Origin of the sequence: Simiduia curdlanivorans (genome assembly GCF_030409605.1) — a bacterium.
GTDB classification, from domain to species: Bacteria; Pseudomonadota; Gammaproteobacteria; order Pseudomonadales; family Cellvibrionaceae; genus Simiduia; species Simiduia curdlanivorans.
On the sequence record NZ_JAUFQG010000004.1, the window covers coordinates 87456 to 104191 of the forward strand.

Sequence of the window (16736 nt, forward strand, 5' to 3'; positions counted from 1 at the left end):
AGTTTTTTTAATTGTGATCTCTCGTAGGGAGCGCAAGGATACAGGCTTGCCTTACCCCCCTCAAGCGCGCTGCAGATAAGATCTAGAATGTTTCTTAAGGCTAGTTCACGCGAAGAGCATAAGGCGTGCGCACCTGCAACTTCCAAGGCGTGTAACCCTTTTGTAGATGATCGGATGTGTTAGAACGGTCCACAACCCAACCTTCAACTTCAATCTGATTCGCCACGTCAAAGCCAGCAGGAAAATCGTCGAAGTATTCGAGGTCATGCTTTTTAATCTGAATCGCTAACACGCCATCTAGCTCGAGCCAGTAATCGCCGGCGCGGGTTTTAGTGATTTTGGAAACTTTCCCGCTAACACGCTGAAAACCAGCGCGGGATAAGTGCCGTGCGGCGATGGCTTGGTTGGCGGCCCAAACACCCACTTTGCCAGCTTTCGGCTCGCTCGCGAGGTTAAAATAACAAGCGGCGTGTGCCAAATTGGGTGGCACAGCTAGGGGCACAGCTAGGCCTTTTATCAATAGATGTTCAGCCAAACTTTGCCCTTTGCCGTCTAGCAGGTGCGCCAGCCAGCGACCGTAGCGGTCTTGGTGCTCGCGATCAAAAACGAGAAACAGCCGATCGCGCGAGTTCAACCACTGCCTGGCTTGCTCTGTAGCCTCTCGGGCATAGGCCTGATCAACGCCGCCTTTGTGATCCAACTCTGGGGTGTTGATATTGAGCAATCGCACCTTGCGACCGTCTACCAGTTGCACCGTATCGCCGTCGTATACCCGTGCTACCTCCACCGGCTCCAAGCCTTTTACGATGTCTGGCGCGAAGCAACTTGGCCAAACCTCACTAGCCAGCGCTTCACCAGCCAAAAGCAATGTGCCCAACAACAGCCTTACCTGCATCTTCAGCCCTCAATTTTTATTGCTATTGAGCTTAAACCAATTTCACCAGCTTGGGTCCAAGCCTCGGCGACAAAGCGAGCAGGCACAAAAAAGCCGCGACATGCGCGGCTTTTTCAACACGTAAACGCTTAGCTTATTTGGCAGTGCCACGGCCAGCGAAACGCTTCTTGAAGCGGTCGATACGACCACCGGTGTCGGCAACTTTCTGCTTACCGGTGTAGAATGGGTGACATTCTGAACAGATATCAACATGGAAGTCTTGACCCAGTGTTGAGGCTGTTTCGATTTTGTTACCGCAGCTGCAGCTTGCAACTACAGGTACGTAATTTGGATGGATATCAGCTTTCATTTCGAAGTTTCCCAGTGTGTGCCGCCACCCGATCTTGTGCCGGGCACCGCACAAAGGTTAATGTTAGCGGTTTCAAGGATCGCGCATACTACCAGAATCCATCCGCCTGACAAGCGCTATTGTGTAATTTTTCAACAGGTCGCCACGGCGCAAAACCCTCTTTCATGCCAGAACACACCATCATCCGCGTCGCTGTGCCAAGTCCATTGCGGCGCCAGTTCGACTATTTGTTACCTCGCAGCGTTGGCCCGGCCGCGCCTGGCCAACGGGTACAAGTAGCCTTCGGCCAACAACAGTTAGTCGGCATTATCACCGAATTGCCACAAAGCTCCGATCTACCGGTCGAAAAACTCAAGCCAGTATTGGCGTTAATTGATAGCCAACCCTTGTTCGATACCGCCCTTTTACAGCTGTGCCTGTGGGCTGCTAACTACTACCAACACCCGGTCGGCGAGGTACTGCACGCAGCGCTACCGGCCTTGCTACGCGCCGGCGAGCAAGCGGCGCTGGCCACAGAGACCCGCTGGCAAATCACCGTGCAAGGCCTGGGCTTACCCGAAGGCGCGCCCAAAGGGGCTAAGAAACAAGCCAATTTACTCACCTTTTTACGGGCTGGCGCCAGAACCCCGGCCGACATAGAGCAGGCCGGCTTCAGCCGCGCCATCCTCAAGGCACTCGGCGACAAGCAGCTAGTCGAAGCCATAGAAATAGCCGAAACACAGACATTTAATGGCCCGCTAAGTGAGTTGGCGCTCACGTTGAATCAAGAACAAAGCGCCGCACTCAAGGCCATTAAGCCCACCGGCTTTTCCACCAGCCTGCTGGATGGCGTTACCGGCAGCGGCAAAACCGAAGTTTATCTGCAAGCCATTGCCCAACAGCTGGAAGCAGGCCGGCAAGCCCTCGTGCTGGTGCCAGAAATAGGCTTAACACCGCAAACCGTCGCACGCTTTCAGCGCCGCTTTAATGTGCCCGTGGGTATTTTGCATTCCGGCGTGGCCGACGGCGGTAGAAACTCTGCTTGGCTGCGCGCCAGAGCCGGCTTGGATCGCATTATTATCGGCACCCGCTCGGCCGTGTTTACGCCACTCAAACACCCCGGCATTATTATCGTCGATGAGGAGCACGATAATTCATACAAACAGCAGGAAGGTTTTCGCTATTCCGCGCGCGATCTCGCCGTTTACCGCGCCCATCAACTACATATTCCTCTGCTCATGGGCAGTGCTACGCCGTCGCTGGAAAGCCTTAGCAATACCCGCAGCGGCCGCTATCAACATTTGAAGCTCAGTAAACAAGCCGCCAGCGAACACAGCACGCGCATCATCCCTGTGGACATACGCGCCCAGCAGTTGCAGGAAGGCCTTGCCAGCCAGAGCTTAGCGGCCATCAAAGGCGCGGTAGCCAAGGGCGAGCAAGCACTGGTATTTATCAATCGGCGCGGTTTTGCCCCCGTGATCATGTGCCACTTTTGCGGCTGGCAGGCGAAGTGCCCGCGCTGCGATGCGCGCATGACACTGCACCGCCAACCCTACCACCTGCACTGCCACCACTGCGATCACCAGCGTCGCGTGCCGCAACAATGCCCTGACTGCAAGGCACCAGAGCTGCAGCACATAGGCCAAGGCACCGAGCGCACCGAGGAATTTCTCAGCAAGCTGCTGCCCCACACACCCATCTTGCGCATAGACCGAGATTCCACCCGTTCGCACAAGCAGCTCAACAGCATGCTCGATCAAATTGCCACCGGTGAGCCCTGTGTCTTAGTAGGCACCCAAATGCTGGCCAAGGGGCACCACTTTCCCAAGGTCTCGACCGTGGTGATTTTAGAGGCCGACGGCGGTTTATTTTCCGCCGATTTTCGCGCCACCGAAAAAATGGCGCAGCTCATCATTCAAGTGGCCGGCCGCGCCGGACGCGAAGCCTTGCAAGGCCAAGTGCTACTGCAAAGCCACCACACCGATCACCCCTACTTGCAGCTTCTGCTCAACCAAGGTTACGGCGCCTTGGCCGATTGCTTATTGCGCGAGCGCCAGGTGGTGGAACTACCGCCCTTCAGTTTTATGGTGATTTTGCGCGCTGAATCAAAACGGCCTGAAAACGCACTGCAATTTTTACAGCAGGCGCGCGCTAAAGCCGAAGGCTTACAAGCGCCAAGCCCGCAATTTCGTTATTTAGGGCCATTGCCTGCAAGCATGGAAAAGCGCCAGGATAGATTCCGCTTTTTACTGCAGTTACAGGCCAGCTCGCGCGCTCAACTCCAGCAATTTCTACCGCAATGGCTGGCGCAAATAGAACAAATGGCCTTGAGCAGACGGGTGCGCTGGAACCTAGATGTCGATCCGCAAGAAACCCATTAACCCAAAGCACACCACTCGCGTCGAACTTAAGTTGGGCTCAAGGCGCGACGAGTAGAGCAAGCACATACCCGAACACATGGCGCCCATATGCATGGCGCCCAAATGCATGGCGCCCATGGGCACGGCGCCAACATTCCTTTACAATGCCGGCCCACCTTTTGTTGTAATCAGAGCCATGACCCAAGACTTCGCCAACCGCAAACGCCGCAAACAACCGAGCAAGAAAAAATCTGACGTACCCGGCTGGGTATGGCTGTTTACCGGTGCGGTCCTAGGCGCGTTCGTGATGTTTTTGGTGTACTTATCGGATCAACCGCCGAGCAAGGCCAAACCAGCCAAAGTGGCCACTGCGCCCCAGGCAAAAGAACCTGAAAAAGCCGTGCCCAAGCCCCGTTTTGACTTTTATAAGCTGCTCGAAGAAAGCGAAGTTGTGGTAGAAACGCCAGAGGAAACACGCAAGCAACTAGAGCAACAAAGCACCGACAAGGTAGAGTATTTGCTGCAAGTTGGTTCGTTTAGAAAATCCGAAGACGCCGACAGCGTGAGAGCCAAACTGATTCTGCTCAACATGGATGCCAAAGTCGAAAAGGTCACGGTAAAAAGCGGTGAAACTTGGCACCGCGTTATTGTTGGCCCCTTCACTAACTCATCGGCCATGGCCAATGCGCGCAGCACCTTGGTATCCAATCGGTTCGACACGCTGTTACTTAAACGCAAAGCTGGCTAGAAAGGCTAGTTAGGTTGAATTACCGATCAACCACCCCCACCTAGGAAGTTCACACTCAGCATTAACCTGAAGGACTTCCCGTGACAACCATTCTTTCTGTGCGCCGCAACGGCACCGTCGTGCTTGGCGGCGACGGCCAAGTTTCCCTTGGCAACACCGTCATGAAAGGCAATGCCCGCAAGGTCCGCCGCCTGTACAACAACCAAGTGCTCGCAGGCTTTGCCGGCGGTACGGCCGATGCATTCACCCTGTTCGAGCGCTTTGAAGCCAAGCTCGAGGCCCACAATGGGCAGTTGGTCCGCGCCGCGGTAGAACTGGCCAAAGATTGGCGCACTGATCGCGCCTTGCGCCGGCTCGAAGCCTTGCTAGCCGTGGCCGATAAAGACGCCTCCTTGATTATCACCGGCAATGGCGACGTGATTCAGCCTGAGGACGACCTCATCGCCATCGGCTCCGGTGGCCCCTTCGCCCAAGCCGCGGCGCGGGCACTGCTCGATAACACCGAATTAGACGCCAAAACCATCGTCGAACAAGGCCTGCAAATAGCCGGCAGTATTTGTGTGTTTACCAATAACCACCTGACCATTGAAGAATTAAGCCAGAAGTAGCGAGCCCAATTATGTCCAATATGACGCCAAGCGAAATTGTTCACGAACTCGACCGCCATATCGTTGGCCAAAAAGATGCCAAGCGCGCCGTCGCTATTGCCCTGCGCAACCGCTGGCGCCGGATGCAGCTCAATGACGATTTGCGCCCTGAAGTCACGCCCAAAAATATTTTAATGATTGGGCCAACCGGCGTGGGTAAAACTGAAATAGCACGGCGCTTAGCCAAGCTCGCCAACGCCCCCTTCGTAAAAGTGGAAGCCACCAAGTTTACCGAAGTGGGCTATGTTGGCCGCGATGTGGATTCGATCGTGCGCGACTTAGTCGACGTCTCTATCAAGATGTACCGCGAGCAGGCCCAAGAAAAAGTTAAATACCGCGCCGAAGAAGCCGCCGAAGAACGTATTCTCGATGTGTTGCTGCCGCCAGCGCGCAATGCTGAAGGCGAGGCCGAGTCAAAAACTGATTCGGGCACGCGGCAAATTTTCCGCAAAAAATTACGCGAAGGCCAGCTCGACGACAAAGAAATCGATATCGACGTCGCCGCTACCAAAGTAGGCGTGGAAATTATGGCGCCGCCGGGCATGGAGGAAATGACCAGCCAGCTGCAAAATATGTTTTCCTCGATGGGCAAAGACAAGAAGAAAAAGGCCAAGATGACCGTCAAGCAAGCCTTCAAGCAATTGTGCGATGAAGAAGCGGCAAAAATGGTCAACGAAGAAGAATTGAAAGCTCAAGCCATCGAGGCGGCCGAGCAAAACGGCATCGTCTTTATCGATGAGATTGACAAGGTAGCCAAGCGCGGCGGCACCAGTGGCGCCGATGTATCGCGCGAGGGCGTACAGCGCGACCTTCTGCCCTTAATCGAGGGTAGCACTGTGTCCACCAAGCACGGCATGATTAAAACCGACCATATTTTATTTATCGCCAGCGGCGCCTTTCACTTCTCCAAACCCTCGGACCTGATTCCCGAGCTGCAAGGCCGGCTGCCGATTCGGGTCGAGCTAAAAGCTCTAACCCCGGAAGACTTCGAACGCATTCTGACCGAGCCAACCGCGTCGCTCACCGAGCAACAAAAAGCGCTGATGGCCACCGAGGGCGTCGAGATCACATTTACGCCAGACGGCATTAGGCGCATCGCCGAGACCGCCTATCAGGTCAACGAGCGCACCGAGAATATCGGCGCAAGAAGGCTGCACACGGTGATTGAAAAGCTCATTGAAGAGATTTCCTTCGAGGCCGGCAGCCAAGCCAAGGCTGTCACCATCGATGGTGCCTTCGTCGATTCGCAACTGGGCGCACTGGCGCAGGATGAAGACCTCAGCCGTTTTATCCTCTAGTGCCAAGCATAAATACGACAATCAGACGGAGACTCGGTAACTGGGTCTCCGTTCCCCGTTTAGCCGCTTGCCCATTCTCTCATTCACACCGCGCCTGACAACTAAAGTATCCCTCGCCCAAGCCGCTAACCTGACCTGAGCGTAGAAAGCTGTGAGCTGTCTACACTGTTGCAAGTATCTCAACGAAAGGTAGCGCCATGCATCGCCGTACCCATAAGGGCCAAAGCCTGACCAAACTCACAATTATGGTCACTAGTGCAATTGCATTCGTCTACCTGCTCGCTTGCGCCCTGTTGATGTCGGCAAACCCTAGCAAAACCACGCTACTCGTGTGCCTTGCCGGCATGGCGCTGGCACTCATTACTAGCGCAACTTTTCTCATGCACACCCGCGTCACCAGCCGGCTCAACGCGATGGCGGAGTTTTTAGTGCTAGTCGCAGACCCGAACAAGGCTCCCTCTTCGTCTCTAAAGGATGACAGAGACGACGAGCTCAGCTTCGCGGCTCACCTGTTATCTGATTTTGTCGAGCACCTGCGGCAAATTATGGAAGATGTTCGCATAGCGTCGCGCCAACTAGCGGGTTTTTCGCAGACCTTGGTGCAATCCATGGATACCACCTCCAAAGAGGTGGACAGCGAAACCCACGACATAGAGCAAGTCACGGCTGTCATCCACCAAGTGGCCGCCGCCTCACAGGCGCTCTCACAGCGAGGCCAAGAAATCAGTGACGCCGCGGGCACAACGGTGGAGTACCTAACCGAGGGCACCAAGGCCTACAGCGCTAGCCGAGATTCCGTGCAGACCTTAAGCAGTAATATTCAAACCATCGCCCAAGACATAGATCATCTCAAACACCAAAGCGCAGAAATTGGCACAGTGCTGGAAGTGATTGGCGGCATTGCCGAACAAACCAATTTATTGGCCCTCAACGCCGCTATTGAAGCGGCGCGCGCCGGAGAGCAAGGCCGTGGTTTTGCCGTAGTGGCAGACGAAGTGCGGGCGTTAGCGCACAGAACTCAGGAGTCCACCGTGCAAATTCAAAAAACCGTGGCCGACCTACAGGCCAGCGCCAACCACGCGGTGTCGGGTATCGCCAACTGCCGCGAGTTGAGTGAATCGAGCTTGCAGCAAAGCCTTGCCATGGAAAAAGTCATTACCAAAGCGCGCGAATCCACCCGTATTGTCAATGACCTAACCCACCAAATTGCAACCGGCACACAACAACAACAAGATGCCACCAACACCATTAACACACGCATGAACCATATCAACGACGTCAGTAAGGGCGTGTGCCAACGATTAAAAACCACGTCATCACAAGCCTTCGCCCAGTTGGAAGAGGCGCAAAAAGTTGATCAAGCACTGAACCAAATCTGTATTTAGGTGCGGCGGCCTTAGCGCTGCGCCATCGGCTGCGAAAACCTAGGGAACCTCTGAAACTCAGGTTTCGAACAGCAAGCAGTAGGGCTGACGCCAGATTTTGCTATACTCGCGCAAACTTTGCGTTAGTAGCAGCGGATTATGATTCCTGAAAAAATCAAACACCATAAAGGCTCCAACCAACTTGAGCTCGTGTTTAATCAGCAAAGCTACCAACTGTCGGCAGAATACCTGCGCATCTCCTCGCCCTCAGCGGAAGTCAAAGGCCACGGCCCAGGGCAGGCAAAATTGCAATTCGGCAAGCGGCTTGTTGAACTTAAAAAAGTCGAACCGGTAGGTAGCTACGCCCTTAAACTCGTGTTTAGCGACGGCCACGATTCAGGTATTTACACCTGGTCCTACTTATACGAACTGGCCAGCCAATACCCTCAGCGCTGGCAAGATTACCTAGCCCAACTTCACTCGGCGCAAAAAACCCGCGACCCTGATACCAGCGTCGTAAAATTTATTAATTAATCATCCATTTTGTTAAGACAAGGACGCACATCATGACCCTGCTACCGTCACTCCAACGCAGCCTTTGGCTATCGACCGCTGCCGCATTGGCCCTCACCGCTTGCGGACAAAAGGCAGAGCCACCAAAGGCGCCGCCACCGGCGGTAACCGTGGTGGTGGTATCGGCCCAAGACATTGGCGGCAGCCGCGAGTTCGTCGCGCGCACCGAGGCCTACTCCGAGGTGCAATTAATCGCCCGGGTGGAGGGAACGCTGGAAAAGAAAAATTTCCAAGAGGGCGGCATAGTCGCCAAAGATCAAGTTTTGTTCGAAATTAATCAAGACACCTACAAGGCGCAGTTATCTCAAGCCAAGGCCGAGCTAGCCGCCCGTATCGCCGAGAAAGATCGCTCTGAGCGCGATTTAAAGCGCGGCGCTGAATTGGCTCCCCAAGGCTTTATATCCCAGTCGGATCTCGACAAACTGACCTCCAATAAACAGCAAGCAGATGCCGCCGTGCTAGCCGCTGAAGCAGCGGTAGAAGCCGCCGAAATTAATTTAAGTTATACCCGCATTGTGGCACCCTTCGCCGGCCAAATCGGCAAATCCATTTACAGCGTGGGCAACACCGTTGGGCCCAACAAAGGCACGCTCGCCACACTGGTGAATATCGACAAAATCAAAGTTAACTTTCAACTCGAAGAAGCCAGCTACACAGCCTATCTACAAGAGCGGGCAAAATCACAGGCCACCGAAAAACTTTACACCTTAAAATTAATGCTACCGAATAAAACCCTGCACGACGCCCTGGGCGAATTAGATTTTGCCGACACTAAGGTCGATGCCACCACTGGCACCGTGAGCCTGCGCGCCGTGTTCGACAACCCTGATCACACTGTACTACCCGGTTTATACACCACGCTCTTAGTAGAGAGCCAAATCAAAGAAACCCGCGCGTTAATTCCGCAAGCTGCGGTGCAGGAAAACCAACAGGGCACCTTTGTGCTGGTGGTCGATAGCGAACAAAAAGTCGCTCAGCGCTTTGCCAAACTGGGCCAGCGCTTCGGCGCCATGTGGGTGGTTGAATCGGGCCTTGAAGCGGGCGAGCAGGTTATCGTCGAAGGCCTGCAAAAAGTCAGAGCGGGCGCCCTTGTCGCGCCCACGGTAAAAGTCGTAGACCCTAAAACTGGCGCAGTTAGCGAGAGCACTGCCCCCGCCGCCAGCCAAGAGGGTTAACCATGATCAGCAAATTTTTTATACATCGGCCTAAATTCGCCTTTGTGATTTCCATTGTCATTACGCTGGCCGGTTCGCTGTCGCTAATGACGCTGCCCGTTAACCTCTACCCGGAAATTGCGCCCACGCAAATTCAGGTGACTGCCACCTATCCTGGCGCCTCTGCCAACGTGGTTGAGGAAACCGTGCTACGCCCGCTGGAAGAGCAAATTAACGGCGTTGAAGGCATGGAGTTTATGGAGTCTACGGCCTCCAACTCCGGCCTCGCCACCATCACCGTAACCTTTAAAACCGATGTCGATGGCGACATGGCGCAGGTGAATGTGAAAAACCGCGCCTCGCTGGCGGAAAGTTCACTGCCGCCCGAAGTCATGCGCGACGGCGTGCAAACGCTGAAGCAATCCACCAGCATGTTGTTGGGCATTAATTTGATCGGCGAAAGCGAGCAATTCGACACCACATTTTTATCCAATTACGCCATCAGCAACTTGCAAGAACCTTTGGCGCGCATCGCCGGTGTTGCCAAGGCCGAGGTGATGGGTGATTTCCAATACGCCATGCGCGTTTGGTTAGACCCCACCAAAATGAACGCCCTCGATGTCACGGTATCCGATATTCAAGCGGCCATTGCCGAGCAGAATACCGTGGTAGCGGCGGGCAAACTGGGCGCCGGCCCCGTTGTTCCAGGGCAACAGTTTGAATACACCATTCAGACCCAAGGCCGACTGCAAGACGCATCCCAGTTTTCCGATACCATTATTCGCGCCGAGTCCGATGGCCGCTTCCTGCGCCTAAAAGATGTGGCGCGAGTAGAGATGGGTTCGCGCAGCTATAGCAATGCGGTGAAGCTCGACGGCCAAGACACCGCCTTCCTGGTCATCTATCAACTATCCGACGCCAACGCCACCTCGGTTGCCGCGGCGATTCACGCGGAAATGGCACGCTTAGCACCCATGCTGCCAGACGGCGTGCGCTACGAGATTTTGTACGACACCACAGATTTTATTAACGAGTCCATCGCCGAAGTTTATTCGACCTTGTTTGTTGCGGTGGCCTTGGTGATATTGGTGGTGTTCTTGTTTTTACAAAATTGGCGCGCCACGCTAATTCCCGCGATTGCCATTCCGGTTTCACTCATCGGCACCTTTGCGCTGATGAACGCACTCGGCTATTCAATCAACACGATTACTTTATTCGGCTTGGTACTCGCCATCGGCGTGGTGGTGGACGACGCCATTGTGGTGATTGAAAACGTCGAGCGAATCATGAAAGAGGAAAACCTAGGCGGCGTCGAAGCCACGCTAAAAGCCATGGAACAAGTTACCGGGCCCATTATCGCCACCACCTTAGTGTTAATGGCAGTATTTGTACCCGTGGGTTTTATGCCCGGCATTACCGGAGAAATTTACAAGCAATTCTCCGTCACTATTTCCTCGGCGGTATTTATCTCCTCCATCAACGCCCTCACCTTGAGCCCAGCCCTGTGCGCGGTATTGCTAAAGCCAGAACACATGACGCCGATTAAATGGCTGGCGCCGGTGGAAAAATTAATCCACCGCTCAACCGCCGGTTACACCGGCATCGTCGGCTGGCTATTAAAGCGCGGCGGCCGGGTGGGTATATTTACCCTGTTATTACTGGGCAGCACCTACTGGTTAATTACCAGCACACCCACCGGCTTCGTGCCCAATGAAGATCAAGGCTTCTTGTTTGTGGATGTGCAGTTGCCCGATGCGGCATCGGCCAATCGCACCGAAGAAGTCATGCAAAAAATTACCGGCTGGGTGGCGGACGAACCAGGTGTACGCAATTTCATTACGGTATCGGGTTTCAGTATTCTGAGCGGCGGCGCCACTAACGGCGGCTTAGGCATAGTCATTTTGGATCACTGGTCCAAGCGCGAGGACCCGGCGCTATTCGCCGATACGCTGCAGAAAAAGTTACAGGGCAAACTTTGGGCGCTGCCCGATGCCCAAGTGATGGTGATCAACCCGCCGCCCGTGCCCGGTTTAGGCAGCGCTTCAGGTTTCGACTTTAGGCTGCAAGATACGCAAGGTCGAGATTCGAAAGAGCTGGCTGCCGTGATGGGAGGGCTAATCTACTCCGCCAATCAGCGCGCAGATTTGGCCTACGCCTTCAGTACCTTCCGCGCCAACGTGCCGCAATACTTTTTGGACGTCGACCGCAATAAAGCCAAGGCTATGGGTATTCAACTGTCGGATATTTTCATGACCCTGCAGGCGCAACTCGGCTCGCTGTACATTAATGACTTCTCCAAGTTTGGCCGCAATTACCGCGTCATGATTCAGGCCGAGAGCCAATTCCGCCAAGAGCCGTCGGATTTATTGCACTTCTACGTGCGCAATCGAGACGGGCAAATGGTGCCGCTGTCGACGTTAGCGACGCTAACCCCAGCGCAGGGGCCGACGTCGATTTCGCGCTTTAATATGTTCCGCTCGGCCACTATCAACGGCGAGGCGGCACCGGGCTACAGCTCTGGCGACGCCTTGCAAGCCATGCAACTGCTGGCCGATCAGCTACCCGACGGCTACGCCTTCGAGTGGGCCGGCCAATCGCGGCAAGAAGTGGAGGCCGGCAATCTAGCGCCCATTTTGTTTGGCTTAGCGATTCTGTTCGTCTACCTCTTTTTGGTGGCGCAGTATGAGAGCTGGAACATCCCCTTCGCGGTATTGGGCGCGGTACCCATCGCCATTTTCGGCGCGCTGGCGGGCTTATCCCTATCGGGCATGGTCAACGATGTCTATGCCCAAGTGGGTATGGTGCTGCTCATCGGCCTGGCGGCGAAAACCGCCATTCTCATTGTCGAATTCGCGGTGGAGCAGCGCGCTGCAGGGGATAGCATTTTGGAGGCAGCGGCCAACGCCGCGCGCCTGCGCTTTCGCGCCGTGCTGATGACGGCACTGTCTTTCGTGCTCGGCGTGATTCCGCTAGTGACCGCCACGGGCGCCGGTGCCGCCTCGCGGGTGTCCTTGGGGGTAACGGTCTTGTGTGGCATGCTCGCCGCAACACTCATAGGCACAGTGCTATTGCCTTCTTTCTATCAGGGCATACAAACCCTGAGAGAGAAGTTTAAGCCACAAGCTTAAGGCCAACGCTAAGAGCCGAGCTGCAAGCTACAAGCCTGCGGCTTGCGGCTTGCGGCTTGCCACCAAGCTTTTGTGCCGACAAAAGCCCGATAACAAGGTAGAATCTGGCCCACTGACAGACTTAAGCGAATTCCCATGGCTGAGAAAAATACCACCCACTTTGGTTTTGAACAGGTTGCCGTTGAAGACAAGGCAAAGCGCGTCGCCGGCGTGTTTCACTCTGTTGCGGCCAAGTACGACCTGATGAACGATGTGATGTCGGGCGGTATTCACCGCTTGTGGAAACGCTTTACCATCGAGCTGTCTGGCGTTCGCCCCGGCGACAAGGTGCTCGATATCGCCGGCGGCACCGGCGACTTAAGTCACAAATTTGCCCGTTTGGTCGGCCCTGAGGGCCAGGTCATTCTGGCCGATATCAATGAATCTATGCTGCGCGTCGGGCGCGATAAATTGATCGACCTCGGCGATGTTGGCAACGTGCAATACGCCCAAGCCGACGCCCAATACCTGCCATTTCCAGACAACACCTTTGACTGCATCACCATCGCCTTCGGCCTGCGCAACGTCACGGATAAAGACCTAGCACTGGAATCCATGCTGCGCATTTTAAAGCCCGGCGGGCGCTTGTTGGTGCTGGAATTTTCCAAGCCCACCCACAACCTGCTGGAAAAAGTCTACGACACTTACTCCTTCCGCATCTTGCCCTTCATGGGTAAATTGATCGCCAACGACAGCGAGTCTTACCGCTACCTGGCCGAGAGCATTCGCATGCATCCAGATCAAGAAACCTTAAAAACCATGATGCAAAACGCCGGCTTTGCCGAAACTCGGTTTTACAACATGACAGGCGGTATCGTCGCGCTGCACAAGGGCATCAAACCCTAATGCTGGAATTGAATGTCGCCGCCCTTGCCGCGGCCGAAACGCTAATCAATAAAGCACTGCGCTACGACCCCGCGAGTAAAATTGCGCTGCAAAAACTTGCCGGGAAAATTTTGCACGTTCAGATTAGCCAACCCGAGCTGAATGTCTATATTTGCCCGCGCGTCGACCAACTGGACCTACAAGCCCATTGCGACTTGCCCGTGCACTGTAAAATTTCCGGTCGGTTAAAAGACCTGGTGGCATTAGCGGCAGGGGACAATTTTAATTTTTCCGGCACCGGCGTGACCGTCACCGGTCAAACCAACCTGTTATTGAACCTACGCGATATTGTTGCCAATTTAGATGTCGACTGGGAGGACTGGCTGGCCAGCTATACGGGCGACGAAATCGCCAACCCGCTAGCAAAGATGGTGCGCAAAACGGCGGGGTTTGTCACAACGCGCCTGCGCGAGACCAAAGACAATATCGAGCCCTACCTAAGCGAAGAATTGGCCTTGCTGCCAACCAAAGTGGCCTTAGAAAACTTCGCTTCACAGGTTGAAAGTCTGCAGCAAAATACCGAGCGCTTTGAGGCCAAGTTGCAAGCCCTAGCCCGAAAAATTCAGCAAAACAATTCACCCGCCTAATTCATCAGTCTAAGGGGCCCAACGGCGTGCGCGCTTTATTTCGATTATTCCAAATCATAGGTGTCGCCCTACGCTATCGGCTCGACCTACTGCTGCCCAACAACAAACCTTGGTGGCTAGCGCTGTTGTTCTCGCCGCTGGCCCTACTGCCTAAGCCCGCGGCCACCGATGGCGAGCGACTCAGATTAAGCCTCGAGCGCCTAGGCCCTATTTTTATCAAGTTTGGCCAGCTGCTCTCCACTCGCCCAGATTTGGTACCCGCCGAATTAGTGCTTGAACTCAGAAAGCTGCAAGATAAGGTGCCAGCCTTCGACCAGACCCAGCTCGTTAGCATCGTCGAACAAGCCTTAGGCCAGCCGATTGCCGACTGCTTTGGCGATTTTTCCGCCCAGCCACTGGCCAGCGCCTCCATAGCGCAAGTACACACAGCAAAACTGCATACCGGCGAAGATGTGATTGTCAAAGTGGTGCGCCCAAACCTGCTAGCCACCATTAAACGCGATATTGCCCTGCTCAAGGTGATCGCCAAGTTGCTCGAAGCGATCAGCCAGGACGGCCGGCGCTTGCGCCCGGTAGAAATAGTCGACGATTACCAAATCACCATTACCGACGAGCTAAACCTGCTTAGGGAAGCCGCCAATTGCACCCAGCTAAGGCGCAATTTTCTCGGCTCGAAGCTACTGTATGTGCCCGATGTGTACTGGGACTACTGCCGGGAAAACGTCTTAGTGCAGGAGCGAATTTACGGCATTGGGGTTAGCGATTTAGCCGAGCTCGAAAAACAAAACACCAATATGAAAATGCTGGCCGAGCGCGGGGTAGAAATATTCTTTACCCAGGTGTTCAGCCACAACTTTTTTCATGCCGACATGCACCCAGGCAATATATTTGTCAGCCGCAAAACACCGGACACACCTAGCTACATTGCCGTCGACACCGCCATCATGGGTAGCCTCACTACGGAAGATCAGTACTATTTAGCGCGCAACTTAGTGGCTATGTTTCGACGCGATTATCGCCAAGTGGCGCAGTTGCACGTGGATTCGGGCTGGGTGCCGGCGACAACCTCTGTGGCCGCCTTCGAAAGCGCCATTCGCACCGTGTGCGAACCCATCTTCGAAAAGCCCTTGGCTGAAATTTCCTTTGGCCAGGTGCTATTACAACTGTTCAGAACGGCACGGCGCTTTAACATGGAAGTGCAGCCCCAGTTAGTGCTGCTACAAAAAACCCTGCTCAATATCGAAGGTCTAGGTCGCCAGCTCTATCCGCAATTGGATTTATGGAGCACGGCTCACCCCTTTCTAGAAGCGTGGCTGAAGCAGCGCTACCACCCGAAAACCCTGCTGCAAGAGATAAAACGTTTCGGCCCCGAGTGGTTGGAAAAACTACCGCACATGCCGCAAAAAATTTACGACGCCCTTGGCAACAGCGAAAACCTGACTAAACAACTAGCCGACATAGGCACAGCACTGGCACGTGAACAGATACGTCAACAACAAGCCCGGCGAGCGACCCGTCGCCATCGTCTGGCACTTATCGCCTTAGCCGGCGCCGCACTCGTGAGCTTGCCCGAGGCGCGGGCAGCGATCGAGCAACTAAACACCAGCGCGCTGGCGCTAGGACTGCTCGGCCTGTATTTATGGCTCGTTTCTTAACCCTATGCAAAGCGTTCGCTAAGCCACAGCTTTCATCACCCAGATACGCTAGAATGCTCCAAGCACAGCCACAGCACCGGATTTTGAAACAAAACAATGACTGACACCTTTATCGATCACGTAAACTTCAACCAAGACGGCTTGGTGGCCGCTATCGCACAGGATGCCAAAACCGGCCGCATTTTGATGATGGCGTGGATGAATGCCGAAGCCCTAGCCCTCACCGTAGAGCGCGGCGAAGCGGTCTACTTTAGTCGCTCGCGCCAGAAGCTCTGGCACAAGGGCGAAAGCTCTGGCCACAGCCAAAAAGTAAAAGAAATTAGACTCGACTGCGACGGCGATATGATCTGCCTGCAAGTTGAGCAGTTGGGCGGCATTGCCTGCCATACCGGGCGCGAGTCCTGCCTGTACAGGGTACTGCGCAAGGGCGAGTGGCAAATCACCGACGACGTATTAAAAGACCCCAGCGAGATGTATCAATGAGCGATGTACTCGAGCAATTAACCCGCGTGTTAGAAGCGCGCAAAGGCGCCGACGCCGATAGCTCCTATGTCGCGTCGCTGCACGCCAAAGGCTTGAACAAAATTCTGGAAAAAGTGGGCGAAGAGTCAATAGAGACTATCATCGCCGCCAAAGATGCCGCCCTATCGGGCAGCAACGACGATGTCATTTATGAAACCGCAGACCTCTGGTTCCACACCTTAGTCATGCTGTCTCACCTCGGCCTCTCGGCCAACGATGTGCTCACGGAACTAGCCCGTCGCTTTGACTTATCTGGCTTGGAAGAAAAAGCCAATCGAACCTCTAAATAGGAGCATCCCATGGGACTCGGTGGAATTAGTATCTGGCAACTGTTAATCATTTTAGTCATCATCATTTTGTTATTCGGCACTAAGCGCTTGCGCGGGCTGGGCGGCGACATTGGCGATGCCATCAAGGGCTTTCGCAAGGCCGTGAGCGAAGACAAGAAGCCCGAGGCATTGGACGACCAGAAAGCCGCGAGCGCCGACCAGCCAGCGGAAAAAACCGACGCCAAGTCAGAACAAAAATAATTCCTCAGGGAGCATAAACCCCG

General features: G+C 54.6%; 16 protein-coding genes. 14 read left to right on the top strand and 2 right to left on the bottom strand.

What is annotated here, in order from left to right:
- Positions 1–100: 100 nt before the first annotated feature.
- Together QWY82_RS00640 and rpmE are read right to left on the bottom strand one after the other, a co-directional pair.
- On the bottom strand, positions 101–895 hold the full coding sequence (locus QWY82_RS00640; RefSeq protein WP_290259174.1) for a thermonuclease family protein: 795 nt from the start codon (positions 893–895) through the stop codon (positions 101–103).
- A 133-nt stretch (positions 896–1028) separates the two neighbouring features.
- Positions 1029–1244 (bottom strand): 50S ribosomal protein L31, encoded by a 216-nt coding sequence (gene rpmE, locus QWY82_RS00645; RefSeq protein ID WP_290259175.1) that lies wholly within the window; start codon positions 1242–1244, stop codon positions 1029–1031.
- A gap of 164 nt (positions 1245–1408) precedes the next feature.
- On the opposite strand from rpmE, the gene QWY82_RS00650 reads away from it, so the two are divergent.
- From QWY82_RS00650 to tatA, 14 genes are all read left to right on the top strand, one after another.
- Positions 1409–3604: a primosomal protein N' gene (locus QWY82_RS00650; RefSeq protein ID WP_290259177.1), complete on the top strand. Its 2196-nt coding sequence runs from the start codon at positions 1409–1411 to the stop codon at positions 3602–3604.
- A gap of 91 nt (positions 3605–3695) precedes the next feature.
- Positions 3696–4331 carry an SPOR domain-containing protein gene (locus QWY82_RS00655; protein ID WP_290259178.1) on the top strand — a complete coding sequence of 212 codons (636 nt, stop codon included), beginning with the start codon at positions 3696–3698 and terminating at the stop codon, positions 4329–4331.
- A gap of 80 nt (positions 4332–4411) precedes the next feature.
- Positions 4412–4939, top strand: coding sequence for an ATP-dependent protease subunit HslV (gene hslV / locus QWY82_RS00660; RefSeq protein WP_290259179.1), 528 nt, complete (start codon positions 4412–4414; stop codon positions 4937–4939).
- Positions 4940–4950: 11 nt separating this feature from the next.
- Positions 4951–6276 (top strand): ATP-dependent protease ATPase subunit HslU, encoded by a 1326-nt coding sequence (gene hslU / locus QWY82_RS00665; protein WP_290259180.1) that lies wholly within the window; start codon positions 4951–4953, stop codon positions 6274–6276.
- Between the two features lie 197 nt (positions 6277–6473).
- Complete coding sequence (locus QWY82_RS00670) at positions 6474–7661, top strand: methyl-accepting chemotaxis protein (RefSeq protein ID WP_290259181.1); 1188 nt, start codon at positions 6474–6476, stop codon at positions 7659–7661.
- 138 nt (positions 7662–7799) lie between these two features.
- On the top strand, positions 7800–8174 hold the full coding sequence (locus QWY82_RS00675; RefSeq protein WP_290259182.1) for a gamma-butyrobetaine hydroxylase family protein: 375 nt from the start codon (positions 7800–7802) through the stop codon (positions 8172–8174).
- 32 nt (positions 8175–8206) lie between these two features.
- A complete protein-coding gene (locus tag QWY82_RS00680) occupies positions 8207–9388 on the top strand; it encodes an efflux RND transporter periplasmic adaptor subunit (protein WP_290259183.1) in 1182 nt (393 codons plus the stop codon).
- Between the two features lie 2 nt (positions 9389–9390).
- Complete coding sequence (locus tag QWY82_RS00685) at positions 9391–12495, top strand: efflux RND transporter permease subunit (protein WP_290259184.1); 3105 nt, start codon at positions 9391–9393, stop codon at positions 12493–12495.
- Between the two features lie 135 nt (positions 12496–12630).
- The gene (gene ubiE, locus QWY82_RS00690; protein WP_290259185.1) at positions 12631–13380 is read left to right on the top strand and encodes a bifunctional demethylmenaquinone methyltransferase/2-methoxy-6-polyprenyl-1,4-benzoquinol methylase UbiE; all 750 of its coding nucleotides are present in this window, start codon (positions 12631–12633) and stop codon (positions 13378–13380) included.
- A complete protein-coding gene (locus QWY82_RS00695; RefSeq protein WP_290259186.1) occupies positions 13380–14006 on the top strand; it encodes a ubiquinone biosynthesis accessory factor UbiJ in 627 nt (208 codons plus the stop codon). Before ubiE ends, QWY82_RS00695 begins: the two co-directional genes overlap by 1 nt.
- Before the next feature lie 26 nt (positions 14007–14032).
- Positions 14033–15661: a ubiquinone biosynthesis regulatory protein kinase UbiB gene (ubiB, locus tag QWY82_RS00700; RefSeq protein WP_290259187.1), complete on the top strand. Its 1629-nt coding sequence runs from the start codon at positions 14033–14035 to the stop codon at positions 15659–15661.
- Between the two features lie 96 nt (positions 15662–15757).
- Positions 15758–16144, top strand: coding sequence for a phosphoribosyl-AMP cyclohydrolase (gene hisI, locus QWY82_RS00705; RefSeq protein WP_290259188.1), 387 nt, complete (start codon positions 15758–15760; stop codon positions 16142–16144).
- Positions 16141–16473 carry a phosphoribosyl-ATP diphosphatase gene (locus QWY82_RS00710; RefSeq protein WP_290259189.1) on the top strand — a complete coding sequence of 111 codons (333 nt, stop codon included), beginning with the start codon at positions 16141–16143 and terminating at the stop codon, positions 16471–16473. The genes hisI and QWY82_RS00710 overlap by 4 nt, the downstream gene beginning before the upstream one ends.
- Positions 16474–16482: 9 nt before the next feature.
- Positions 16483–16713 carry a twin-arginine translocase TatA/TatE family subunit gene (gene tatA, locus QWY82_RS00715; RefSeq protein ID WP_290259190.1) on the top strand — a complete coding sequence of 77 codons (231 nt, stop codon included), beginning with the start codon at positions 16483–16485 and terminating at the stop codon, positions 16711–16713.
- The last annotated feature ends 23 nt before the right edge of the window (positions 16714–16736 follow it).

Excerpts from the sequence above, each read along its gene's own strand:
- tatA (WP_290259190.1), top strand. The coding sequence starts at position 16,483 with ATGGGACTCGGTGGAATTAGTATCTGGCAACTGTTAATCATTTTAGTC.
- QWY82_RS00670 (WP_290259181.1), top strand. The coding sequence starts at position 6,474 with ATGCATCGCCGTACCCATAAGGGCCAAAGCCTGACCAAACTCACAATT.
- QWY82_RS00640 (WP_290259174.1), bottom strand. The coding sequence starts at position 895 with ATGCAGGTAAGGCTGTTGTTGGGCACATTGCTTTTGGCTGGTGAAGCG.
- QWY82_RS00695 (WP_290259186.1), top strand. The coding sequence starts at position 13,380 with ATGCTGGAATTGAATGTCGCCGCCCTTGCCGCGGCCGAAACGCTAATC.
- rpmE (WP_290259175.1), bottom strand. The coding sequence starts at position 1,244 with ATGAAAGCTGATATCCATCCAAATTACGTACCTGTAGTTGCAAGCTGC.
- hslU (WP_290259180.1), top strand. The coding sequence starts at position 4,951 with ATGTCCAATATGACGCCAAGCGAAATTGTTCACGAACTCGACCGCCAT.
- QWY82_RS00685 (WP_290259184.1), top strand. The coding sequence starts at position 9,391 with ATGATCAGCAAATTTTTTATACATCGGCCTAAATTCGCCTTTGTGATT.
- hisI (WP_290259188.1), top strand. The coding sequence starts at position 15,758 with ATGACTGACACCTTTATCGATCACGTAAACTTCAACCAAGACGGCTTG.
- QWY82_RS00710 (WP_290259189.1), top strand. The coding sequence starts at position 16,141 with ATGAGCGATGTACTCGAGCAATTAACCCGCGTGTTAGAAGCGCGCAAA.
- ubiE (WP_290259185.1), top strand. The coding sequence starts at position 12,631 with ATGGCTGAGAAAAATACCACCCACTTTGGTTTTGAACAGGTTGCCGTT.
- QWY82_RS00655 (WP_290259178.1), top strand. The coding sequence starts at position 3,696 with ATGGCGCCCAAATGCATGGCGCCCATGGGCACGGCGCCAACATTCCTT.
- QWY82_RS00650 (WP_290259177.1), top strand. The coding sequence starts at position 1,409 with ATGCCAGAACACACCATCATCCGCGTCGCTGTGCCAAGTCCATTGCGG.
- QWY82_RS00680 (WP_290259183.1), top strand. The coding sequence starts at position 8,207 with ATGACCCTGCTACCGTCACTCCAACGCAGCCTTTGGCTATCGACCGCT.
- QWY82_RS00675 (WP_290259182.1), top strand. The coding sequence starts at position 7,800 with ATGATTCCTGAAAAAATCAAACACCATAAAGGCTCCAACCAACTTGAG.